This is a genomic window from Thermocrinis minervae, from assembly GCF_900142435.1.
Lineage (GTDB): Bacteria > Aquificota > Aquificia > Aquificales > Aquificaceae > Thermocrinis_A > Thermocrinis_A minervae.
This window is the reverse complement of record NZ_LT670846.1, coordinates 262,757-284,769: the sequence shown is the minus strand read 5'-3', so window position 1 is coordinate 284,769 and position 22,013 is coordinate 262,757. Positions and strand designations below refer to the sequence as shown.

General features: G+C 45.7%; 23 protein-coding genes. 16 read left to right on the top strand and 7 right to left on the bottom strand.

Annotation, left to right across the window (positions count from 1 at the left end; genetic code table 11):
• Positions 1-10 precede the first annotated feature (10 nt).
• On the top strand, positions 11-565 hold the full coding sequence (locus B5444_RS01525) for a Maf family protein (RefSeq protein ID WP_079653494.1): 555 nt from the start codon (positions 11-13) through the stop codon (positions 563-565).
• Here the strand turns inward: B5444_RS01525 and B5444_RS01520 are convergent.
• The 3 genes from B5444_RS01520 to B5444_RS01510 are packed head-to-tail and all read right to left on the bottom strand — an operon-like array spanning position 562 to position 2,790.
• Positions 562-1,008 carry a hypothetical protein gene (locus B5444_RS01520; protein ID WP_079653493.1) on the bottom strand — a complete coding sequence of 149 codons (447 nt, stop codon included), beginning with the start codon at positions 1,006-1,008 and terminating at the stop codon, positions 562-564. The genes B5444_RS01525 and B5444_RS01520 overlap by 4 nt on opposite strands.
• Complete coding sequence (gene hslU / locus B5444_RS01515) at positions 1,005-2,345, bottom strand: ATP-dependent protease ATPase subunit HslU (protein WP_079653492.1); 1,341 nt, start codon at positions 2,343-2,345, stop codon at positions 1,005-1,007. Before hslU ends, B5444_RS01520 begins: the two co-directional genes overlap by 4 nt.
• Positions 2,317-2,790, bottom strand: a complete 474-nt coding sequence (locus B5444_RS01510; RefSeq protein WP_079653491.1) for a hypothetical protein — start codon at positions 2,788-2,790, stop codon at positions 2,317-2,319. Before B5444_RS01510 ends, hslU begins: the two co-directional genes overlap by 29 nt.
• A 31-nt stretch (positions 2,791-2,821) precedes the next feature.
• Between B5444_RS01510 and tsaE the strand changes: the two genes are divergently transcribed.
• A complete protein-coding gene (tsaE, locus tag B5444_RS01505; RefSeq protein WP_231967165.1) occupies positions 2,822-3,259 on the top strand; it encodes a tRNA (adenosine(37)-N6)-threonylcarbamoyltransferase complex ATPase subunit type 1 TsaE in 438 nt (145 codons plus the stop codon).
• Positions 3,260-3,267: 8 nt separating this feature from the next.
• Here tsaE and B5444_RS01500 read toward each other — a convergent pair whose 3' ends face one another.
• Positions 3,268-4,779, bottom strand: a complete 1,512-nt coding sequence (locus tag B5444_RS01500; RefSeq protein WP_079653489.1) for a YifB family Mg chelatase-like AAA ATPase — start codon at positions 4,777-4,779, stop codon at positions 3,268-3,270.
• Between the two features lie 15 nt (positions 4,780-4,794).
• On the opposite strand from B5444_RS01500, the gene B5444_RS01495 reads away from it, so the two are divergent.
• Positions 4,795-5,772: an ADP-ribosylglycohydrolase family protein gene (locus tag B5444_RS01495; RefSeq protein WP_079653488.1), complete on the top strand. Its 978-nt coding sequence runs from the start codon at positions 4,795-4,797 to the stop codon at positions 5,770-5,772.
• A gap of 3 nt (positions 5,773-5,775) precedes the next feature.
• Entirely contained in the window at positions 5,776-6,018 is a 243-nt protein-coding gene (hfq, locus tag B5444_RS01490; protein WP_079653487.1) for an RNA chaperone Hfq, read from the top strand.
• 10 nt (positions 6,019-6,028) lie between these two features.
• Here the strand turns inward: hfq and B5444_RS01485 are convergent, their stop codons facing one another.
• A complete protein-coding gene (locus tag B5444_RS01485) occupies positions 6,029-6,361 on the bottom strand; it encodes a (2Fe-2S) ferredoxin domain-containing protein (protein WP_079653486.1) in 333 nt (110 codons plus the stop codon).
• A 191-nt stretch (positions 6,362-6,552) separates the two neighbouring features.
• Between B5444_RS01485 and rpmF the strand changes: the two genes are divergently transcribed.
• From rpmF to B5444_RS01460, 5 genes are read left to right on the top strand one after another with little or no spacing between them, the layout of a single operon-like run.
• Positions 6,553-6,738, top strand: a complete 186-nt coding sequence (rpmF, locus tag B5444_RS01480; protein WP_079653485.1) for a 50S ribosomal protein L32 — start codon at positions 6,553-6,555, stop codon at positions 6,736-6,738.
• Complete coding sequence (gene plsX, locus B5444_RS01475) at positions 6,735-7,760, top strand: phosphate acyltransferase PlsX (RefSeq protein WP_079653484.1); 1,026 nt, start codon at positions 6,735-6,737, stop codon at positions 7,758-7,760. The genes rpmF and plsX overlap by 4 nt, the downstream gene beginning before the upstream one ends.
• Positions 7,751-8,674 carry a beta-ketoacyl-ACP synthase III gene (locus B5444_RS01470; protein ID WP_079653483.1) on the top strand — a complete coding sequence of 308 codons (924 nt, stop codon included), beginning with the start codon at positions 7,751-7,753 and terminating at the stop codon, positions 8,672-8,674. Before plsX ends, B5444_RS01470 begins: the two co-directional genes overlap by 10 nt.
• Before the next feature lies 1 nt (position 8,675).
• Positions 8,676-9,521: an elongation factor P--(R)-beta-lysine ligase gene (epmA, locus tag B5444_RS01465; RefSeq protein ID WP_079653482.1), complete on the top strand. Its 846-nt coding sequence runs from the start codon at positions 8,676-8,678 to the stop codon at positions 9,519-9,521.
• Positions 9,518-10,207 (top strand): SapC family protein, encoded by a 690-nt coding sequence (locus B5444_RS01460; RefSeq protein WP_079653481.1) that lies wholly within the window; start codon positions 9,518-9,520, stop codon positions 10,205-10,207. The genes epmA and B5444_RS01460 overlap by 4 nt, the downstream gene beginning before the upstream one ends.
• Here B5444_RS01460 and B5444_RS01455 read toward each other — a convergent pair.
• On the bottom strand, positions 10,197-12,341 hold the full coding sequence (locus tag B5444_RS01455; RefSeq protein WP_079653480.1) for a methyltransferase domain-containing protein: 2,145 nt from the start codon (positions 12,339-12,341) through the stop codon (positions 10,197-10,199). The genes B5444_RS01460 and B5444_RS01455 overlap by 11 nt on opposite strands.
• A gap of 86 nt (positions 12,342-12,427) precedes the next feature.
• On the opposite strand from B5444_RS01455, the gene B5444_RS01450 reads away from it, so the two are divergent.
• The 7 genes from B5444_RS01450 (at position 12,428) to rlmB (ending at position 18,778) form a co-directional block, all read left to right on the top strand.
• Entirely contained in the window at positions 12,428-13,966 is a 1,539-nt protein-coding gene (locus B5444_RS01450; RefSeq protein WP_079653479.1) for a flagellin N-terminal helical domain-containing protein, read from the top strand.
• Positions 13,967-14,041: 75 nt separating this feature from the next.
• Positions 14,042-14,377 (top strand): flagellar protein FlaG, encoded by a 336-nt coding sequence (locus tag B5444_RS01445; RefSeq protein WP_079653478.1) that lies wholly within the window; start codon positions 14,042-14,044, stop codon positions 14,375-14,377.
• Entirely contained in the window at positions 14,377-15,699 is a 1,323-nt protein-coding gene (gene fliD / locus B5444_RS01440; RefSeq protein WP_079653477.1) for a flagellar filament capping protein FliD, read from the top strand. Before B5444_RS01445 ends, fliD begins: the two co-directional genes overlap by 1 nt.
• Complete coding sequence (gene fliS / locus B5444_RS01435; RefSeq protein ID WP_079653476.1) at positions 15,696-16,079, top strand: flagellar export chaperone FliS; 384 nt, start codon at positions 15,696-15,698, stop codon at positions 16,077-16,079. The genes fliD and fliS overlap by 4 nt, the downstream gene beginning before the upstream one ends.
• Positions 16,066-16,305, top strand: a complete 240-nt coding sequence (locus B5444_RS01430; protein WP_079653475.1) for a hypothetical protein — start codon at positions 16,066-16,068, stop codon at positions 16,303-16,305. The genes fliS and B5444_RS01430 overlap by 14 nt, the downstream gene beginning before the upstream one ends.
• A gap of 3 nt (positions 16,306-16,308) precedes the next feature.
• Entirely contained in the window at positions 16,309-18,060 is a 1,752-nt protein-coding gene (gene polX / locus B5444_RS01425) for a DNA polymerase/3'-5' exonuclease PolX (protein WP_079653474.1), read from the top strand.
• On the top strand, positions 18,041-18,778 hold the full coding sequence (gene rlmB, locus B5444_RS01420; RefSeq protein ID WP_079653473.1) for a 23S rRNA (guanosine(2251)-2'-O)-methyltransferase RlmB: 738 nt from the start codon (positions 18,041-18,043) through the stop codon (positions 18,776-18,778). The genes polX and rlmB overlap by 20 nt, the downstream gene beginning before the upstream one ends.
• Here rlmB and B5444_RS01415 read toward each other — a convergent pair.
• On the bottom strand, positions 18,770-22,012 hold the full coding sequence (locus B5444_RS01415; protein WP_079653472.1) for an efflux RND transporter permease subunit: 3,243 nt from the start codon (positions 22,010-22,012) through the stop codon (positions 18,770-18,772). The two genes, rlmB and B5444_RS01415, sit on opposite strands and share 9 nt — an antisense overlap.
• Position 22,013: the final 1 nt, after the last annotated feature.

Genomic DNA, 22,013 nt, shown 5'->3' with positions numbered 1-22,013 from the left:
TGTGGAGTAGATGAGGTTTCTCATCCTTGCTTCAGAGTCCAAGAGGAGGGTAGACATCCTCCGTATGCTTGGCTTCCAGTTCTCTGTAATACCCTCAAGGATAAAAGAAGAGACATTAAAGGATCCTGTGCTGACTGCAAGGTTCAACGCAAAGAGAAAAGCGCTATCAGTCTGGAAAGAGTATAAGTTTGCAACGGTTCTGGCTGCAGACACAGTGGTGTACCTTGATGGTAAGGTTTACGGAAAGCCTCGTGACGAAGAGGAAGCCAAAAGGTTTCTTCTCGAGCTTTCGGGGCGCTGGCACAGAGTAGTTTCCGCAGTATGTATCCTATCCCAAAAGGGTAGGTACCTATTTCACAAAACTGCAAGCGTAAAGATGAGAGAGTTAACAAAGCAGGAGATAGAGGAGTACGTAAAAACTGGAGAACCTCTCGATAAGGCAGGAGCCTACGCCATACAGGGTTTTGGAGCAGCCTTAGTGGAGTCCATAAGGGGTGACTTCTACACGGTCATGGGCTTACCTATATCTGAAACCTACTGGATACTCAAAAAAGTACTAGACTAGTAGTGTCCAAAGGAGGCTTTCTTCATCAACTCTATCTGAGAGGCTATACACTCCTTTGTCTTCTGTATGTACCACAAAAGCCTATCCCTTTTGGATGGATCTTTCCAGAGTTCCACATCTTGAGCTATGCTGCTGAGCTTTACAAAGAAGGGGCTTCCTTCAACTACCAGATGTTGTAAGTATACAGGGAGAGCAGGCTCTATACGAGGCAGTAGAAAGCTTATCCAAGAGAAGGCCTCTATACACAAGCTTACCGCTTCTTCATCCTCTTCTAGGAAGAGTATCTCCTTGAGTATGTCTAAAGTCTCCAACTGGTAGCTGAGTACATCAAGAGCTGTAAGTAAGGAAAGCGATCCGCTTTGCATAGGCTTAACAAGAGATATTACTGCCCTCTGTTGTAGTCTTATGAGCTCTTCAAGTCTTTCTATGAATTCCTCTATCATAGTACATACTTAGAAAGATCCACATCTTTTACAACAGATTCAAGCTTTGCCCTTACAAACTTTCCATCTATTATTATGTGCTGTCCTTTTAGACTAGGAGCGTTGAAGGAGATGTCTTCAAGGAGTATCTCCATGATGGTGTGTAACCTTCTTGCTCCTATATTTTCCAACTTGTTGTTAGCTTCCTCCGCTATACGTGCTATCTCATGCACTGCATCTTCGGTAAACTCTAAGTCCACTCCTTCTGTCTTCAGGAGCTCAACGTACTGTTTTATAAGGGCATTCTTAGGCTCAGTAAGTATGCGCACCAGGTCCTCTTTGGTTAGAGGACTCAACTCTACCCTTATAGGGAACCTACCCTGTAACTCGGGTATGAGGTCGGAAGGTTTGGACATGTGAAAAGCTCCCGCTGCTATAAAGAGGATGTGATCTGTTCTCACTGGCCCGTACTTGGTCCTCACAACAGTACCCTCTACTATAGGAAGAAGGTCTCTCTGGACCCCTTCTCTGGATACTCCAGGTCCGTAAGAGGGAGTTTTTATGGCTATTTTGTCAATCTCGTCTATGAAGATGATACCAAAGTTTTCAGCTCTGTATATAGCCTCGCGTGCAACTTCCTCGTGATCTATCAGCTTTTCAGCCTCTTCCTGTTCGAGTATGGCTAGAGCATCCTTGACCTTTACACGCCTTTTCTTCCTACCCACGGGCATGCCACCAAAGAGGTCTTTTAACTGCTCCCCCAGATCTTCCAGTATGGGTGGACCACCAACGGTTAGTATGGGTGGTAACTTTTCCTGAACCCATATTTCTACTACCTTCTCGTCCAACTCTCCGCTCCTGAGCTTGGCCCTTATGTCTGACTTGGTGAGCCTACCGTCGGTTATAAAGGGATCTTTTGAGAGGATGTCCACCAGTATATCTTCGGCTATCTTCCTGGCCTTCTGTCTTACATCTTGCATCTTTTCCGCTTTGACCATCTGGTATGAAACTTCCACTAGCTCCCTCACCATAGACTCTACATCCTTACCCACGTAACCTACCTCTGTGTACTTGGTAGCTTCAACTTTTATGAAGGGTGCTTTTATAAGCTGTGCGAGCCTTCTGGCTATCTCCGTCTTACCCACACCCGTGGGTCCAATCAGGATTATGTTCTTCGGAGCCACCTCATCTCTTATGCTTTCGGGGAGCTTTTGCCTTCTCCATCTGTTCCTCAAAGCTATGGCAACAGCTTTTTTTGCCTTCTCTTGGCCCACTATGTACTTGCTTAATTCCTCAACTATCCTTTGAGGGGTAAGCTCTTCAAGGAGGTCAGAGTATGTCCCATTCGTTGCCTTCATCGTGAGTCTCCTTTTTTGGCATGTCTTTGGGCACACTCCTTACTATATTCTCCAGGTAGGCCGTAAGATCCTTTGGGAAGGGGTCAAGCTTAAACTCAACGGGAAAAGTCCTCCTTATAAGATCAAGGGGTGGACAACCCACACCCATGGCAGGTAGTATCTCCTTAGGACTCCTTCTCTTTGCCTCCGTGTACGCAAGCCTGTAAGCGTGTCTTAGGGCTTCTTCTAGGTTGCTGAATCTCTCTACCTCGTCACCGAACTCAAACAGTACAACGTCCTTGGCTTGGCGTAGAAATTCGTCTACGTCCAATACCTCCACTATGTACTCCCTACCTTCCCATTCTCTGGTGACCACAAGATCCTTATTGTTGAGGTTGAAGGATATCACGTAGTAGTCTATCAGATAAGTGTCCGCATAAACATCCGGAAAGAAGAAAAATTCCATAAGTTTTAAAATATAGCATGCTTTGGAGTTTGTGCTAAAGGACGAAGAGCAGACTGTAAGGTTCGTCCGAGAACTGGCCAAGGTGTTGAAGGGTGATGAGATCATATGTCTTTCCGGACCTTTGGGAGCTGGAAAGACTTTCATAGTAAGAGCACTCGTGCAAGCGTTGGGGCTTTACGAAGGCTATCAAGTCAGAAGCCCTACCTTCACCCTCATAAACGAGTACCCTACTGAGAAGTTTAGAGTCTTCCATGTGGATCTCTACAGGGTAAAAGATTTAAACCTGGATGAGTTTTTGGGTAACGGTCTTGTACTCATAGAGTGGCCAACACCAGACATACCTTGCGACCTTTGGATAGAGATAGAGATCCTGCCTGAGGGAAGAAAGCTCCGTATAAGGCCATGTTCAGAAAAAGGGTCTTACGCATACTCTAAACTGTCCGATTACCGAAGTGAAAGGCATTTATGAATAGGTTATCAGACGAGAGACTTTTCGTCCACCCTAAACTGTAGAGCCTCCGACAGATGCAGAACGTCTATCTTCTCCTCTCCGTCCAGGTCAGCGATAGTCCTGGCTACCTTTAAAAGCCTAGCATAGCCCCTACCTGTCAGATGGTGGGCCTGCATGGCCCTTTTGAGAAGGTCCTTTGCTTCTTGCGTCAGAATACAGTACTTTTCTATCTCCTTCTGATTCATATGAGAGTTAAACTTTAGTTTTCCTTTAAACCTTTCTCTCTGTATCTGGACAGCCCTCATGACGGCTTGCCTCATCTCCTCCGAAGAGGGTCCCTTTTGCATGTTGACCAGTTCTTCTTCCTTTGGTGGGTCTACCCAAACTTTAAGGTCTATCCTGTCCATTATGGGTCCTGAAAGCTTGGACTGGTGAGCCTTTATCTGGTTTGGGGTACAAACACAAGCCTTGTAAGGGTTTGCGTAGTTGCCGCATGGGCATGGGTTTGTGGCACCCACCAAGAGGAACTGAGCTGGAAAAACAAACCTACCACTTGCTCTCGTAACCACCACGTAACCGTCCTCCATGGGTTGTCTGAGAGCCTCCAGGCTCTTTCTTCCAAACTCTACCATCTCATCCAAGAAGAGAACTCCCCTGTGGGCAAGGCTTATCTCTCCGGGCATGGGTGGGTTCCCACCACCTATAAGAGACACGTCTGAAGCTGTATGATGCACAGACCTAAAAGGCCTTTGCGTTATAAGACCTTCTCTCAGTAAACCAGCCACGCTGTATATCTTGGTTATCTCAAGAGCCTCCTCAAAGCTTAGAGGCGGCATTATGGTTATGAGCCTTTTTGCCAGCATGCTTTTACCGCTGCCTGGTGGTCCTACGAGAAGGACGTTATGGAACCCCGCTGCAGCTATCTGCATAGCCCTCTTGGCCATGGTCTGACCGTAAACGTCAGACATATCTATGTCAAAGCCCTTAGAGTTTTCAAAGAGAGTCTTTATGTCTACCCTTGCAGGCTCTTTGGGCTTACCCTGCAGAAACTCCACCACCTCTGTCAGATGTTCAAAACCATAGACTTCAACACCCTCCACTATACCACCTTCTAACTCGTTCTCTTTCGGAACTATAAACTTCCTAAAACCCTGTTCTTTTAAAGAGAGTACTATGGGAAGGACTCCAGAAACCCTGTTGATCTTCCCATCTAGAGAAAGCTCACCCAGTACTACCACATCTTCTTGGACATTTACAACGCCCATGAGCACTAGTATGCCTACGGCCATAGGAAGGTCGTACAGCGTCCCTTGCTTTTTCACATGGGAGGGAGAGAGGTTTACCGTTATCCTCTTTTGAGGTAGGGAAACCCCAAGGTTCTTAAGGGCTGATCTTATCCTATCCTTGGCCTCGCTTATGGCCTTATCTGGAAGCCCTACTATGTTAAACTGGGGAAGACCTGGAGAGATGTCCAGCTCTACATCCACCAGTATGCCCTCTATCCCCAACACTCCCCCACTCCTTATCCTACAGAACATGAGAAAATTATAAGGATGCTTGAAAAGTTCCAAGGAGTCATAGTAGGATCTGCCCTAGGAGATGCCATAGGTAAGTCCCTAGAGGACATAACTAAGGAGCAAGCCCTAGAATACTACGGCGGTAGAGTGGAAGGATTTGTGGAACCTCATCCACACAGTCCAGCTTATGGCCTTAGGCCGGAGGACACTTCGGATGAGACTACCATAAGCATGATACTCTGCGAGAGCATACTTTCCAAGAAGATGATAGATCCCTATGATTTCTTTTACAGACTACTGGAGTTCAGAAAGGATGAGCTCAAGCACAGACAGACAGATCCAACACTTCTTAGGGCTATAGACCTTCTATCCTCTGGCATAAGCCTGGAAGATGCAGGATGTTATTCTTTTTCGGTGGAGGGTATACTAAGGTGCAGCGTAGTAGGTCTTTACCACTACTACAACCCCTACCTGGCCTCAGAGGGTGGTAGGCTGGTAAGTCTCATAACCCACAGGAGCCCAGAGATATACGACGCGAGCGGAGCATACTCGGCCCTAATATCCCTCCTTATACTTGAAAGCTACGACCTTTCCAGACAGGAAGACCGATTAAACCTCCTCGAACACCTCAAGGTCTTCATGAAGAGGGAAAAGTCCAAGAAATTCATAGACACTGTCATACAGCTGCTCAAGGAAGGCAAAAGTTTAGAGGATGCCATAGCCATCTTGGGTAACTCTACCTACGTCTTTGAATCCTTTCCCCTTGCCCTCTTTATATTCCTCTCCAACATAGGGAACCCCATGGAAGCCTTCTGGCAAGCGGTAAACGCCTGCGGAGATTTCGGCGGTGATACGGACTCCATCGGCTACCTTGTAGGATCCATGGTAGGAGCTTACTACGGCCTTTACGTCTTCCCTGAGGACCTAGTTGTAAACCTTGAAAGGTCAGAGTATTATATTAATATCTCCCAAAAGCTTTATGAGCTCGTGGTAGAACAAAGAGAAAGGAGGTAGAAAATGCCCTACAGGACCCAAGAAACCTTCCTAAACACTGCCAGGAAAAGAAAGGTCAAGGTTACTATCTACCTTCTGAATGGCATAAGACTCCAAGGAAGGATAAGATCTTTTGACTTATACACCATACTTCTGGAGGATGGGCGTCAGCAGACGTTAGTTTACAAGCATGCTATAACTACTATAGTCCCTTCAGAAAAGCTAGAGCTAGAGTTTGAAGAAGAAGGAGTGCCGGGGGCTGGTTGACCCTCGGCCCTTAGAACATGCCCGGTGGTTTACCCTTGGAAACAACTAGCCTATCTACAGGTTTTCCACCTTTCAGGTGAGAGTTTACTATCTCGGGTACATCTTCAAGCCTTACATTTCCGTACCACACGGCGTCTGGGTACACCACTATGGTGGGACCAAGACCGCAAGGTCCGAGACAACCCGTAGGAGTTACTATCACGCTCATAAAAAGCTCAGGATCCATCTGGATGCTTTCCATAAGCTTAGCGTAAATGTCCCTGCTTCCCTTTTCGGCGCAGGATCCCATAGGATGTCCTGGTGGTCTCTGATTTACACACACAAACACGTGCCTAAACTCCATAAGTCACCTCCTTCAGGAGAATTTTTCTCAGAGATATCTTAAGGATACCACTACACAAGTCCATCACCGTATGAGATAGCTCAGTAAAGGTCTCTCTTCTTGACAGATTCAGTAGTGGACTGTATAATTTCTGAAAACTTTTATTTACAAAGGTTTTAAGTTTTTTTTACTTTATCTAAGGAGGTTAAGATATGGCTGTTCCTAAAAGGAAGACTTCTAGATGGAGAAGAGATCAGAGAAGAGCTCAGAACTTCTTTGCAAAGCTTAAGGCCACCTCTTTGGCCTCTTGCCCAAACTGCGGTGAGATGATACTACCACATAGAGTATGTCCATACTGTGGATACTACAAGGGTAGACAGATCCTAGACACGTTATGAGTCTTCCCAAGATAGCTGTAGACTGTATGGGGGGAGACTACGCCCCCGAGGAGATAGTAAAGGGATGTATATGGGCAAGTAAAGAGTTTGCACAAACCATATTCTTGGTGGGAGACGAGCAGAGGATAAAGGAGATACTAAAGAGGGAGGGAGTAAAGGACGAAAGACTCGTGGTAGTGCATGCAAAGGACACCATCGGTATGCACGAGCCACCCTCTAACGTGCTTAAGAAAAAGGAGTCTTCTCTTTACATAGCCGGGAAGCTAGTAAAGGATGGAGTGGCCGACGGTCTCGTTTCTGCAGGTAATACGGGTGCTGTCCTCACGGTCGGTAAGTTTGTCATAGGAGCCATAGAAGAGGTAGAAAGACCAGCCATAGGTGTAGCCTTGCCAAACCCAAAGGGTAAGACAGTTTTAATAGATGTAGGTGCAAACGTTGACTGTAAACCAAAGCACCTTGTACAATTTGCCATAATAGGACATACATACGCAGAGGAGATACTGGGTATACAAAACCCGAGGGTTGGGATTCTAAGCATAGGTGAGGAGGAAGGTAAGGGCAACGAGCTAGTTAAAGAGACTTATCCACTCCTAAAGCAGCTTGGCCTTAACTTCTTAGGGAATGCCGAAGGAAGGGACATATACGCGGGTACCTTTGATGTAATAGTGTGCGATGGGTTCGTAGGAAACATAATACTAAAGGCGAGCGAAAGCTTAGGCATGGCAGTAGTCCAGATGATAAAAGAGGAGATCAAGAAGAGCCTTCTGGCTAAGATAGGTGCCTTCTTGCTTATGCCAGCTCTTAACAACTTCAAGAAGAAGGCAGACTTTACCGAGTATGGCGGAATACCGCTGCTCGGAGCAAAAAAGCCTGTTATAATCACACACGGAAGAGCCAACGCAAAGGCTATAAAAAACGCCATAAAGGTAGCCACAGAGTTCTACACCCATCACTTCAATGAAAAATTAGCCTCCAATATGAAGAAGTTCATGCCAGAAGGAGCTAAAGCTTCATGGGCATAAGGATTTCAGGACTCGGGGTCTACTTACCCGAAAAGGTGCTTACCAACTTTGACCTTGAGAAAATGGTGGATACATCCGACGATTGGATAACCACACGGACGGGTATAAAGGAGCGGAGGATAGCCCAAGATGAAACTCTAACCTACATGGCAAAGCAGGCAAGCCTTATGGCCCTCCAAATGGCCAACACAGATCCCGAGGAGATAGACCTTATCCTTGTAGCCACGCTTACCCCAGACAAGACCTTTCCTGCTACAGCATGTCTACTTCAGGCAGAGCTTTCTGCAAAAAGAGCTTTTGCCTTTGACCTTTCTGCCGCATGCAGCGGCTTTCTGTACGCCCTGGATGTTGCTCATTCTTACCTTGTCTCTGGAAAAGTAAATAAGGCCCTGGTCGTAGGTGCTGAAAAGCTCTCCACTATAGTAAACTGGCAGGACAGGAACACATGCGTGCTCTTTGGAGACGGAGCTGGTGCTGCAGTAGTAGAGAAGAGCCAAGATGGTCTGTACACGTCCAAGCTCTACTCGGACGGAAGCTTGTGGGAACTCCTCTTTGCAGAAAAGTGCGGACACATCCAGATGAAAGGTAGAGAACTGTTTAAGGTAGCCGTGCGTAGCATGGAAGAGGCGTGCAGGCAAGTACTAAAAGAGGCTAACATCTCCGTTGAAGATGTAGACCTTGTGGTGCCCCACCAGGCAAACATAAGGATAGTACAAGCTTTAGCGGAAAAGTTAGGCATACCCTTTGAAAAGATCTACTCCAACATACACAGGTATGGAAACACGAGTGCCGCATCCATACCCATAGCTCTTTATGAAGCTTACAAAGAGGGGAAGTTAAAGAGAGGAGATACGTTGCTTATGACTGCCATGGGTGGAGGCCTCACGTGGGGAGCCGTCCTCATGAGGTTTTAACATGCTTACCAAAGAGTGGTCGGATTTCATAGACAGAGTGAGGGAATTTTTCAAAGGAAGGGGATACCTTGAAGTTCACACTCCAGTGCTTTTAGAGTATCCAAACATAGACCCAAACGTAAAACCCATAAGCCTAGAGATAGGTGGAAAAACCTATTACCTTCAAACCTCCCCAGAACCTTACATGAAAAAGCTCCTGAGTATCCTAAAGAGGGACATATTCCAGATAGCCAAAGTATTCAGAGATGATCCGGTGGGAAAGTGGCATAGAAAGGAATTTACCATGCTTGAATGGTACGCGGTAGGAAAGGATTACAACTACCTCATGCAAGAGATTACAGACCTCGTAAGGTACCTAGGCTACGAGCTTGATTGGGAAAGCATAAGCGTGGAAAGAGCCTTCGAAGAATACGCAGGAATAATACTGTCAGAGGACGAAGAGGTGTTCAAGAACAACCTCATGGCTTACGGGTACGAGTTTGATGACAAGGAAGACTGGGAGACCCTTTTCTACAGGATATACATAGACGTAGAGAGACAGCTTGGAAAAGACAAGCTTACCTTCCTGAAGGACTTTCCAAAAAGGCTGTGCGTCTACGCCAAGATAAGGAATGGCTACGCGGAAAGGTTTGAGCTCTACATAAAGGGTGTTGAGATAGCCAACGGTTGGACGGAGGAGACAGATAAAGAGGAGATAAAGAGGAGGATGGAGCTATGGAGGGGGAACCTTCCCATGGACGAAGAACTCCTCAGGGCTTACGAGGATATGCCAGAATGTGCAGGATGTTCCATAGGGCTTGAGAGACTCTTTAGCGTCCTTAAGGGTTATGATGGGATTGTCATATGAACTTAATTCATAAGGCTTTCAAAAAGCCTGCGGTTCTAGACCAAAAGGTACACGCAGACTTTAAAGTATCTGAAAGGACAGATTACTCCTTTGCGAGGGATGTGGACATAGTTTCCTTGGGCTTTTCTGAACTTTTGGCCTGCAGCATGTACTTCCCCGTAATGTTTGGGAAGTCAGGAGACAGACTATTCCCCTTTGCCCTACTTGGCATAGGTAGAAACTTCTTCGTAGACAAAGAAGGAAGATGGAAGGTAGACGTCATACCGAAGGCCATAGACCTGTACCCTTTTGGACTTTCTTTGGAAGACGACCAGAGTGGGATTGTAGTTGTGGACGAGGCAGCATACTCAGAAGAAGGTCAAAGGCTTTTCGATGAAGAGGGAAACGAAACTCAGTACCTTCAGGACATTAAAAACAAGCTCACCGAGTTTGGAAGGGATATTCTTCAGGCCATGGAGTTTGTTAAAACTCTCGTGGAAGATAATCTCCTTGTGAACACTAACCTAACGGTTGAAACAAGCAAGGGTAAAGCAGAGTTTAAAAACATCCTCATAACCAACGTGGATGCTTTAAAAAGTATGCCGCCGGAGAAGCTCTACTACTACAACCTAAGAGCATACCTCCCAGTGCTTTACTCTGTTCATCTGAGCATTAGAAACTTCAAGATCTTTGAACTCATAGAATGAGGTCATCCCTATTGTATATGATCTCCACTGCAGAAAGCCTTATGGCCCTGCTTACAACCCTTTCCCAGTCTATATCACTTTTTCCTTTAACGGCTATAGCGAACTGAAAATTTCCCAAAAGTCTTGAGTTCAGGTATAGAGGCTTAAGAGTGTTTATGATCAGCTGGGTTACCGTGCTGCGTGGAATAGTTATATTACCCAGCTTCTGATCTTGAAGAATCACCTCGGGCGGTGTTATACCCTCAAGGACAGTACCAGGTATAAGAGGCTCAGTAAATATGATGACTTCGTCAAAACCAGCCTTTTTAAGAGCATAGTGCAATGTCCAAGGTTTCCATCGCGTAAGATGGTTTGGAGGATAGTCTCCATACCACCACTTGTACTTTCTGTATCCTAGTGCGGTGTTTTCAAACTTAAAGTATGGTGGACAGCTCATGAGGTATAATCCGCCTTCTTCCAGCATGGAGTATACCTCTCTTAGGAAACCCACAGGGTCCTCTAGGTGCTCCAAGACTTCAAAGGCAGTTATGAGCTTGTAAGGACCTTTAAAGTCTTCGGGAAGATCCTTAAAGGTAAAGGCTTTTACAACCCTAAGGTTGAACCTTTCCTTTGCTATCTTCACCGCCTTTTCTGAAGCATCAAAACCGTAGCTTTCAAAGCCGTACTTCTTGGCTATTAGCATAAAAAACCCAGTACTACAACCCACGTCCAGATGTTTACCCTTGGGGAGCACAGAGAGTATGGGCAAAAGCACGTTTATACGTGGGAGGGCAGACCATCTTTCTATCTCCTCCCGAGCAGTAGAAACCTTTGTGTAGGACTCGTACGGTATGTTAGTAAAGCTAAGCAGGTCTTCGTACTTCCCTTCGTATGCCTTTTCGTAATCCATCGCCTTCAGAGGATGGGCGAACTGTAGACCACACGAAGGACATTCAAAGATCCTGTGGCCGTTTATAACTTCAAAAAGGTGAAAGCTTCCCGTATGTTCACACACGGGGCATACCTCGGGCTTTGGAAAATCCTCCTGCGAAAGGAGCTGAGCATCCTTTAGGGCCAGGGCTATAACCTTGGATGGGATACTTTCAAGGCATGGACTGTAGTACTTTCCCAAAAGCTTTGCTTCGTTGCACGGCTCTGCGATGGCATGTATACCACACGGTGCTCTGCAAGTCTGCCCCGTGTAGTTGGCCCTCACCGGTATGACCGTAGGATACGTACCGGCGGTATTATAAGGTTCTACAGGACCACTTATAAGAACAGTAGGCTTTTTGAGAGCTCCAGCTATGTGTAACGTTGACGTGTCAGCAGTTACCACCGCATCGGAGAGAGAGACAGCAGCTATAAGATGTTTTACGGTTTTCATGTAGGGTGAGAGGTTTACAGCCTGTATACCGTAAAGCTCAAAGGATACGTTCACCGTTATGTCCTCTGTCGGTAAAGAACATACAACGGGTATGTACTCATCTCTTATAAGTTCTTGGAGGTCTTTCAAAAGCTTAGGTGGCAGAGTTCTGTGGACTGAAGAAGCAAGGTAGTGAAAAAGCAGAACCTTCTTACCACCTGAGATCTCCCTTATCTTTTCAAAGATGGGCTCTAGCTCTCTTCTTATGTCTTCCTTTACTACCACGTCTGGCGTTTCGTCCTGCGCGTGATACAGATAAAACTTCCAAAGGAAGTATTCCACCATGTTAAGACTGTCAAACTGGGGACCACCCACCATCTCTACAGCCTTCACCATGTAGTCCGCCTTTTTCACCTCAGAAAGTGGGGTAGGATGCGGTAGTAGTCTATCTACATAAGGAAGATCTTCCAGGATAGGTTTTGCCTTGCCAGATACTGCCACCCACAGCTTCATCCTAGGGTAACGTCTTTTTATCTCCCTCAACGCTACTGTAGAACACAACACGTCTCCTATGGCTCCTTGCATGAAGACAAACAGGACTTTACCGTTTAAGTTCTCACCCCTGTATACAGGAGGGAGGTCAAGCTTATCCTCTTCGAATAATCTCTTGTAATCTTCCTTAAGTAAGTTAAACACATCCTTAGCGAAGAGTAACCTTTGTCCTGGCTTGAGATCAAAGGAGTAACCGTTGAAGTTTAACCTCCCTCCCGTTTTTACCCGCACGACTAACATGGTGCTTTGTAAATTATAAACACTTAAAAAATTCCCGTTTAATACCGATTTATTACATATAGAATACCAGGAAGGAGGTTAAAAAGATGGCGCTGAGGATTAACTTCAACTATGAATCAGCGGTAACACACACCTCCCTACTCCAGACGGAGAGGGAGATGAACAAATCTTTGCTTAGGCTCTCTACAGGATTAAGGATCCTCAATGCATCCGATGACTCAGCTGGCCTTTTCGTGGCTGACCAGCTTGCCATAGTGGCTTCTGGTCTTCAGACAGGAAACCTTAACATCCAGACGGGTATATCTGCTCTTACCATAGCGGAAAACAGCGCAGGACAGGTATTCAATAAGCTCAACGAGATCTATGCAAGGGCTGGAAGAGCTGCCAACGACATAAACGATCCAAACGCCAGAGCAGCACTACAGCAAGAGATAATGAACTTTGTGGATGCCATCCAGAAGATAGGTACGGACACTGAATACAACGGAATAAAGCTGCTTGATGGTACATTCCAAAATAAGTACATCCACTACGGGCCTAGGTATGGGCAGGTGGTAAATGTATCCATAGGCGACTTAAGGGCTCAGTCCTTGGGTGCTTACATAGTAGATGGAACCGGTAGAGTAACTTCTGGCACAGGTAGTCTTACAAGCCTCACCGGAACACTTTACACCCTTGACAGTGGGGATTATCTAAGGGTTGGGGGTAAAACGGTTCTTTATAACAACAGCACCAACGTTTACCTTGTAGATGCTGCCACAGCTGTCCAAAACATAAACAATGATGCATCGCTTCAAGCTATGGGCATAGAGGCCGTCGCTAAAAACCAAAGCACAGCAGCCACCTTTACAGGCGTGTTTACAGAAACAAGCGCTACAAGCCCTGGAACTGTTAACCTCAACTTTTACATAGGTCAGGCCACTGTTGGTACACCCACCTTCAGTGTAACGGGTATAACCGCAAACACTTCGCTCAACGACTTGGTGTCACAGATCAACGCAGCGGCATCGGCTGCAAACGCTCCCGTAACCGCCTCCATAGATAACGGAAAGTTGGTCCTCAAGACCACCAACGGAGAAACCATAGCCATAGAAGCTTCCTACACTGGCTCTGGAACGGCCACCATAAATTTTGATCAACTGCTGGAAGGTGCTACAAGCGTAACCGGTGTTACAAACGGTGGTTCAGCTTACGCCGTAAAAATAGGTCAGCTCAGCATTTACAGCTCCAATCCTTTTGTGGTCAATGAAAACGGGGTGGATATAGTAGGGACAAATGGAACGGCGGATGCAAACCTGAACGCAACCTTTAACAATCTCTACTCAATTAACGTTTCTACTAACGCGGGCGCGGAAAGGGCACTCCTGATAGTGAAAAAAGCACTACAGAAGGCCGATACTATAAGGGCACAGATAGGCGCAGTCATGAACAATCTACAGTCTATATACGATGCCCAAAACGTGGCTTACGACAACACGAAGAACGCGGAGAACGTCATACGTAACACGGACTATGCTCAGGAGATGTCAAACTTCACAAGCCTACAGATAAAAATGCAATCCTCCATAGCTATGCTAGCACAGGCAAACCAACTTCCTCAACTGGTACTGCAACTGCTCAGATAAGCCTTTTGGGGAGGGTAGGTTCCCTCCCTTTAAGAACATAAGAGGTGTGGTGCAGTGGAGGTAGGTAAAGTTAATATGTTTAATCCACAAACCCTGCCCCAGATGGATAATCGCCCTGCGCCCCAACCTCCTGTTCAGAATATACCAGGGGAAATCATCACGGATGAAAAGAAAACCAGAAATCTCAGCACAGAAGAGCTGCAAAAGATCCTGGAAGAAATAAGAAGGAAGCTTGATTACTTCAATATACAACTCAAGATAGACATAGACAAAGACCTTGAAATACCAGTGGTAAAGATCATAAACATAGAGACAAACGAGGTGATAAGGCAGATACCTCCAGAGTACCTTCTTGAACTCATGAAAAAAATAGACCAGATGCTTGGTATACTCTTAGAGAGGAGGGAGTGATGGCTGGAGAGTTCTACCTTAGCAACGTAACAGGCCAATTTGACTGGGGGTCGATAATAGACCAGATAATCCAATTAAAGTCTAAGCCTCTGCAAGATATACAAAAGCAGACTCAACAGTATTCTCAACAAAAGGATATACTCTCAGGCATAGCCTCTTCCCTCTCAGCTTTTAGCTCTACCATAAGCGGTGTAAACATAGACGATCTTTTCAGAGCAAAGAAGGCTGACGTATCCGATCCAAATGTTATCTCTGTCAATGTATCCCAGGATGCACCAGACATAAACTTTTCCGTGAATGTAAACAAACTTGCACAGAAGGAAATCCTCGTTTACGGAAATGGTTTCTCCTCACTCACAGAGAATATAGGCACTTCAGGGACCTTCACCCTCAGGTACTACACCTCACTCACGGACTACAAGGACTTTACCATATCCTACAACAGTACCGACACACTCCAAGATATAGTAAACAAGATAAACTCCGTTCAAAATTACGTAAAAGCTTCTGTCTATTACGACGGGACTAATTACAAGCTCATGCTTTCTGAAACGGATGAGGCAAACTCCACCGTAGAGACAGCTCCTGACCTTAGTACAAAAGCGATACATCTCGTGGGAAACCTGCCATACCAGTTTGGTTATAACCTTCTCATCCAAGGAGCTCAGAACGCTCAAATACAGATAGGCTCTGGAACACCCATAAGCAACCCTTCCAACACCTTCAGTAACGTGTTTTCAGGGGTTAGCATAACGGCCAAGTCTGTAGGCTCTAGCAACGTCAGCATACAAGAAGATAACTCCAAGGTGACAGACTTCTTAAACTCTGTGCTAAAAGCCTACAACGATGTGGTTAAAAAGGTCTCTGAGGCCACAGGACTGAATGCACCCTTCCAGGGTAACTCTGTAGTCAGGGGAATCCTTACAGACCTAAGCACACTCTTAGATCCACTCGTAAGAATGGGAATCATAAACTACAATGAAGACGGTACAGCCTCACTAAACACAGATATGCTGAGCAGCCTAATGAACAGTGATAGAAATAACGTGTATAATACGCTAACACGCTTAAAGGATGCCCTCTCTAACTATCTCTCAAAACAGTCCAACTTTTTTAACTCCTTGATAGGTGAGTATCAGTCAAGGATATATAGCCTGCAGAAAAGATACGAAGAGATCTCACAGCAGCTTGCTAAGGAAGAAGAAAGTCTAAGACTTGAGTTTTCTAAGGTAGAAGCCTTTATGCTCCAGGCGAACAACATAAAACAAAGGCTTCAGGACTTTATAGTTACGCTGTCTCAGATGCAAGGAGGTAAAGGATGAACGCATACCTTGAGAACATGGTAATGACCTCAAACCCCGTAAGGCTTGTGATCCTTCTGTACGAAAAGGCCATAGCATGTTTAGAAAGTGCCCTTGATATATCTCGAAAGAGAGAACAATCTCCCGAAGAATTAAAAGAGAAACTTGAAAATCTTGGAAGAGCCCAGGAGATAATAACAGTCTTGGACAGTACTCTAGACCTTGAAAAGGGTGGAGAGATAGCCAAGAATCTGAGAGAAATCTATCAGGCTTTAAGCAACGATCTTGTGAGGCTTTCTTTACAAGATGACCCCGAGACGTTAGAGAAGATGATAAAGGTCCTCTGGGAGCTAAAGTCTGCTTGGGAGGACGTGGAAAAAGAACACTATGGAAAACCTTAAAGCACTCTTACTAGAATGCCAATTGCTGATCAAAGAAGAAAAGTGGGAAGAAGCTATATCCAAACTTAAAAGCCTCTCGGAGGAACACTTTAAAAACCTTACCTTGGAAGAGGCTAAAGAGTGTTTAAACCTTCTTAATTTTCTTATTCAGCAAACGGAAGAAAAAAAGCTTCAGATGGCCCAAACTATGGTCAATATAAACAGGTTGAAGGGAAGTATCTTTTAACTTATGAACAAAAACAAAGAACTCGCCAAGCTTTTCGAAAGAATGGCAGATATGCTTGAATTCTTGGGAGAAAACCCCTATCGTATAGCCACCTACAGGAGGGCTGCGGAAATCCTATCCGAGCTTGATCAAGATGTAGAAGAACTAGTCAAAACAGGAAAGATAAGAGAGTTGCCAGGTATAGGTGAGTCCACTATAGAGAAAATAGTGGAGTATCTCCGCACAGGAACCATAAAGAGGTACGAAGAGTTAAAAAAGCAAGTCCCAGAAGACCTCTTGGAGCTCTTGGAGGTACCAGGTATAGGACCCAAAACCCTACGCTTAGCATATGACAAACTCAAGATAAGGACCAAAGATGATTTTATAAGAGCCTTGCGAACTGGTAAGCTAGCCTTCCTACCTGGCTTTGGAGAGAAGAAGATCCAAAACATCCTACGTGGCTTAGAGCTTTGGGAAAGGAGCAAAGAGAGAATGAGCCTTATAGAGGCCTACGATATTGGCACATCCTACGTAGATTACATGAAGCAGATAGGCCATCTGATTGAAAAGATAGAATTGGCTGGAAGCTTAAGAAGAAGGAAGGAGACCATAGGCGATATAGACATACTAGTGTCGGCAAAAGCTGAAAACTGGCCAAGGATACACGAACACTTTATAAGGTTCCCCGACGTGAAAGAGGTTCTCCTAAAGGGTGAGACCAAATCGAGCGTGGTCCTAAGCAACGGTAGACAGGTAGACCTCAGGACCGTAGAACCCCACCAATTTGGAGCTGCTCTCCAATACTTTACAGGTTCAAAGGAGCACAACATACGTATAAGGGATATAGCAAAAGAGAAGGGACTAAAGGTCAACGAGTACGGCGTTTTCAGGGCTGACACAGGTGAGTACCTAGGTGGTGCCACAGAAGAGGAAGTTTACTCTCTTCTAGGGATGCAGACTCCACCTCCTGAGATAAGGGAAAATACGGGAGAAGTAGAGCTTGCCTTGCAGGGCAAGCTTCCTAGGCTCGTTGACTACTCGGATATAAAGGGGGACTTTCATATGCACACCAACTGGAGCGATGGAGTTGCAAGCCTTGAACAGATGGTTAGAACTGCTTATGAACTTGGTCACAAGTACATAGTAATAGGTGATCACTCCCAGTCATCCAGAGTTGCCAACGGCCTTGATCCCGAAAGGTACAGGAAACAATGGAAGGAGATAGAAAGACTGAGGGAAGAGTATGAACCATTAGGGTTTCATATACTGAAGGGTTGCGAGGTGGATATACTCCCCGATGGCAGTCTTGATCTTCCAGACGAGCTTTTGGAGGAGTTCGACTTTGTGGTAGCCTCCATCCACTCGCGCCTTAACCAAGACAACACCTACAGGATACTCAAAGCCATGGAAAACCCATACGTAAACCTCATAGGTCATCCAACAGGAAGGGCCTACGGCTCCAGGGAGGGTTATCCACTGGATATGAAAAAGGTACTCCAGATGGCAAAGGAAACATCAACGGCCCTTGAGCTAAACACCTTCAGGGCTGATCTACCGCCTGAGTGGATAAGAAGATGCATGGAGGAAGGTGTCTACATAGCAATAGTTACTGATGCACATGCACCAAAACACCTGTCTTACATAACCCTAGGCGTTGGCCTTGCACGAAGAGGGTGGGCAAGGCCTGAGCTGGTACTAAACACAAGAGACTATCAAGGAGTCCTTGAGTTTGTAAAAGAAAAAAGGAGGAAGATGGGTGCTAGTTATATACGGTAAGAATCCAGTTATAGAAGCTCTAAGGTCTGGTAAAAGTTTGGAGAAGGTATTGGTAGCTCACGACTCTCATCCTCCACACCAAGTAGTTAAACTCTGTAAGGAAAGGGGAATAAAGATACAGAAAGTACCAAGGCAAAAGCTGGAAGAACTAGCAAAGACTAAGAAAACACAAGGTATAGTGGCCTTACTTAGCCCTATAGAGTACGTAAGCCCTGAAGAGCTATTTTGGGATACTAAAAACAGAAACTCTTTCTTCCTGGTGTTGGATCATATCACAGACCCTCAAAACGTAGGAAATCTGCTCAGAACGTGTGAAGTTCTTGGGGGTGTTGGCGCTCTTATGCCAAAGGATAGGTCCTGCCCCATAAACCAGACAGTTGTTAAGGCCTCCTCGGGTGCTGTGTTCAACCTAAAACTCTCTAAGGTACCTTCCTTGGCTAAGGCACTCCTAGAGTTTAAGAAGCTTGGTGGATGGGTAATAGCTGTGGAAAGGGGAGGGAAGGACATAAGAGATGTAGACATACCCTTACCCTGTGCCCTTGTACTTGGATCTGAAGGCGAAGGAGTGTCTAAGAGTGTGTTAGAGGTTTCGGACCTAGTGGTGACTATACCCATGGCAGGAAAGATAAACTCTTTAAACGTTTCCTCTGCAGGAGCTATAGCCATGTGGGAATGTGTTAGAAGGCAAAAGCCTGGCACTGCACCAGGCTTACCTTAGGATATCCCTTTGAATCTCCTCAGGGGAGGGTACTTCTATCTTTTTGGTCTTTGAAGCGTAGTACATAACTGGGATCAGGACCAGAGTGAGAGCCGTTGAACCTATAGTTCCAAATATAAGTGAGACGGCAAGGCCGTTGAATATGGGGTCAAAGAGTATCACAAAGGAACCCACTATAAGAGCTACAGCCGTGAGCAGTATGGGCCTTGTCCTTATAACTCCAGACTCAACCACTGCCAAGTGTATGGGCACTCCTTGCTTTATCCTTTCCTCAGCGAAGTCTACAAGAAGTATGGAGTTCCTGACTATTATACCTGCAAGGGCTATAAAGCCTATCATGGATGTAGCCGTAAAGAAGGCACCGAGTAAGGCATGCCCTGGGATTATACCCACTAAGGTAAGTGGTATTGGTGCCATGATTATGCCAGGTATCTTAAAGTCTTTGAACCATCCGAGTATGAGAACATACATTATGAAGAGTGCCACAGCAAAGGCCAGACCAAGGTCTCTGAAGACCTCCAGCGTTATGTGCATCTCACCATCCCATTTGACATAGACACCGTCCTCCACTAAAGGTAAGGACATCCACAGTTCCTTTATAGGCCCATAAGGGTTAGGTATGTCTAGAACTTTACTCCTTACAGCGAAGATCCCATAGAAGGGTGCCTCTTCCCTTCCACCCGCGTCACCTATTACGTAGATTACTCTACGGAGGTTCTTCCTGTATATAGTGGGTTCTCTTGGCTCTTCCTTCACCTGGACTATATCGGACAGGGCTACTAACCTTCCATCCCTCGTGGGTATCTTTAGTGTTTTTAGTAGATCAAGGGTTCTGTACTTCTCTTCAAGTCTTATAACTATTGGAGTATTTTCTGTGGCCGTGTTCCTTGCTACATCAACCCTGTAACCATGTATGAGGGCAGCTAGAGTCTGTACTACTTCCTCCTTTGTAAGACCTGCCATTTTAGCCTTGTATTCATCCACAGAGATCTTGAGCGTTGGGACAGGATCCTCTAAGTATATACCTGAGTCTACGATAGCTGGTGATGACCTGAAAATCTTCAGAACCTCCTTGGCCACCTTCTGCTGGGTTTCAAAGTCTGGAGCGTATACTTCCGCCACTATGGGGGATAGCACAGGAGGACCAGGAGGCACTTCTACCACAGCTACGTACTTAACACCGTACCTTCTGGCTATCTCCTCTACCTTGGGCCTTATCCTCTTTGCAAAGTCGTGCGACTGTTCTTTTCTTTCATCCTTGGGAATGAGGTTAACCTGTATGTCTGCATAGTAAGGTGCCTGCCTAAGGTAGTAGTGTCTTACAAGACCGTTGAAGTTAAAAGGTGCAGAGGTTCCAACGTATATCTGGTAATCTGTGACTATGCTCTCTTTGGATATGTACTCACCAATAGCTTTTGCTACCTGCAAAGTCCTCTCGAGGGTTGCATCTTCCGGCATGTCTATGACTATCTGTACCTCACTCTTGTTGTCATAGGGTAGCATCTTCACTAAGACCACCTTGAAGACGAGAAGGGATACAGAGCCAAGAAGCAAGAGTATGGTAGCCGTATAAAGTGCGTAACGCTTTGCCTTGCTTGTCAGAAGTGGGACCATTATGCGCGAGTATATCTTCCAGAAGACTGTGGACTTTATGTCTATCTCCTTATGCTCTTCGTGGGCTTTATCAAATTTGTCCCTCAGGAATATGTAAGATGCCCACGGTGTTATCATGAAGGCAACGAATAGAGAGAAGAGCATTGCAGAAGAAGAGTTAATGGGGATAGGTCTCATGTAGGGTCCCATAAGACCGCTCACAAAGGCCATGGGCATCAGGGCAGCTATTACGGTAAAGGTAGCTAGTATGGTGGGGTTTCCTACTTCATCCGTAGCCCTGACTATAGCCTCCCTGGGAGTTTTAGCAAGCTGTAACTCAAACCATCTGTGAATGTTCTCAACTACCACTATGGCGTCGTCCACGAGTATACCTATGGAGAAGATGAGGGCAAAGAGAGTAACTCTGTTGAGAGTAAACCCAAGGAGTTCACTCAGGAACAAGGCAAGTGCCAGAGTAACAGGTACGGCTATTGCTACTACTATAGCCTCCTTAAACCCAAGAGTTACCGCTATGAGAAGAACTACAGAGAAGGTAGCTATGAAGAGCTTCTTTATGAGCTCGTCTGCCTTCTCTTTTGCAGTCTCTCCGTAGTTTCTTGTTACTGTTATGTTAAGGTCAGAAGGAAGCATGGTACCTTTAACATGTTCTACCACCTTTAGAATCTCCTCTGCTACATCTACGGCGTTGGTCCCCTTCCTTTTGGCTACTGCTATGGTTACAGCAGGGTACAGGTCAGAGGTAGTCACTCCCTTTATATTCTTCTGTTCATACTTAGGCCCAAATCCCATTAGCACGTAGTCCTTTATGTCCGATGGACCATCCTCTATCTTGGCTACATCCCTCAAAAATACGGGCCTACCATTAAACACGCCTACTACTAAGTTCTCTAGATCTTCCTTTGACTTTATAAAATCGCCTGTTTTTACCAGGTATTCCTTACCTTCTCCCTTTAGTGTCCCCACTTGCAATTGAGAGTTGGCTGCCTGTATCACTTTTGCTATGTAAAGAGGAGATACACGGTAGTACTCTAACTTTTGAGGGTCCAACACAACCCTCAGCTCTCTAGGTCTTCCACCTACTATGAACACATCCGCCACGTTGTTTATCTTCTTTATCTCCGTCTCCAGTACGGCAGCAAACTTCCTAAGGTCGTACCAGTCATAGTTCTTACCCCATAGGGTGAGTGTAACTATTGGTACGTCATCTATGGATTTTGGCTTTATGAGAGGTGGTAAGGAGACTCCCGGTGGTGCCACGTCCATGGCAGACATCATCTTGGTGTTTAGATCTACCAGGGCCTTTACAGGGTCCGTTCCTACATAGAACCTGGCTGTAACTATAGCCTGTCCTTCAGAAGATGCCGAGTATAGATACTCTATGTCTTTCAACTCCCAGAGTTTCTTTTCTAGGGGCTCAACCACTCTCCTCTCAACTTCCTGGGGGGAAGCTCCAGGGTAGGAGAGGTATATGTCTATCATGGGAACTATTATTTGAGGCTCCTCTTCTTTAGGTGTGGTTATTATGGCAAAGGCTCCAAGGGCCAAAGAGACTAAAACTATTATGGGAGTAAGCTTTGAGTCTATGAAATAGTGAGCAAGTCTTCCAGCGAACCCATACATC

Bases quoted from the DNA above. Each gene is read 5' to 3' on its own strand.
- B5444_RS01525 (WP_079653494.1), top strand. From the start codon at position 11: ATGAGGTTTCTCATCCTTGCTTCAGAGTCCAAGAGGAGGGTAGACATC.
- B5444_RS01520 (WP_079653493.1), bottom strand. From the start codon at position 1,008: ATGATAGAGGAATTCATAGAAAGACTTGAAGAGCTCATAAGACTACAA.
- hslU (WP_079653492.1), bottom strand. From the start codon at position 2,345: ATGAAGGCAACGAATGGGACATACTCTGACCTCCTTGAAGAGCTTACC.
- B5444_RS01510 (WP_079653491.1), bottom strand. From the start codon at position 2,790: ATGGAATTTTTCTTCTTTCCGGATGTTTATGCGGACACTTATCTGATA.
- B5444_RS01500 (WP_079653489.1), bottom strand. From the start codon at position 4,779: ATGTTCTGTAGGATAAGGAGTGGGGGAGTGTTGGGGATAGAGGGCATA.
- B5444_RS01495 (WP_079653488.1), top strand. From the start codon at position 4,795: ATGCTTGAAAAGTTCCAAGGAGTCATAGTAGGATCTGCCCTAGGAGAT.
- hfq (WP_079653487.1), top strand. From the start codon at position 5,776: ATGCCCTACAGGACCCAAGAAACCTTCCTAAACACTGCCAGGAAAAGA.
- B5444_RS01485 (WP_079653486.1), bottom strand. From the start codon at position 6,361: ATGGAGTTTAGGCACGTGTTTGTGTGTGTAAATCAGAGACCACCAGGA.
- rpmF (WP_079653485.1), top strand. From the start codon at position 6,553: ATGGCTGTTCCTAAAAGGAAGACTTCTAGATGGAGAAGAGATCAGAGA.
- plsX (WP_079653484.1), top strand. From the start codon at position 6,735: ATGAGTCTTCCCAAGATAGCTGTAGACTGTATGGGGGGAGACTACGCC.
- B5444_RS01470 (WP_079653483.1), top strand. From the start codon at position 7,751: ATGGGCATAAGGATTTCAGGACTCGGGGTCTACTTACCCGAAAAGGTG.
- epmA (WP_079653482.1), top strand. From the start codon at position 8,676: ATGCTTACCAAAGAGTGGTCGGATTTCATAGACAGAGTGAGGGAATTT.
- B5444_RS01460 (WP_079653481.1), top strand. From the start codon at position 9,518: ATGAACTTAATTCATAAGGCTTTCAAAAAGCCTGCGGTTCTAGACCAA.
- B5444_RS01455 (WP_079653480.1), bottom strand. From the start codon at position 12,341: ATGTTAGTCGTGCGGGTAAAAACGGGAGGGAGGTTAAACTTCAACGGT.
- B5444_RS01450 (WP_079653479.1), top strand. From the start codon at position 12,428: ATGGCGCTGAGGATTAACTTCAACTATGAATCAGCGGTAACACACACC.
- B5444_RS01445 (WP_079653478.1), top strand. From the start codon at position 14,042: ATGTTTAATCCACAAACCCTGCCCCAGATGGATAATCGCCCTGCGCCC.
- fliD (WP_079653477.1), top strand. From the start codon at position 14,377: ATGGCTGGAGAGTTCTACCTTAGCAACGTAACAGGCCAATTTGACTGG.
- fliS (WP_079653476.1), top strand. From the start codon at position 15,696: ATGAACGCATACCTTGAGAACATGGTAATGACCTCAAACCCCGTAAGG.
- B5444_RS01430 (WP_079653475.1), top strand. From the start codon at position 16,066: ATGGAAAACCTTAAAGCACTCTTACTAGAATGCCAATTGCTGATCAAA.
- polX (WP_079653474.1), top strand. From the start codon at position 16,309: ATGAACAAAAACAAAGAACTCGCCAAGCTTTTCGAAAGAATGGCAGAT.
- B5444_RS01415 (WP_079653472.1), bottom strand. From the start codon at position 22,012: ATGTATGGGTTCGCTGGAAGACTTGCTCACTATTTCATAGACTCAAAG.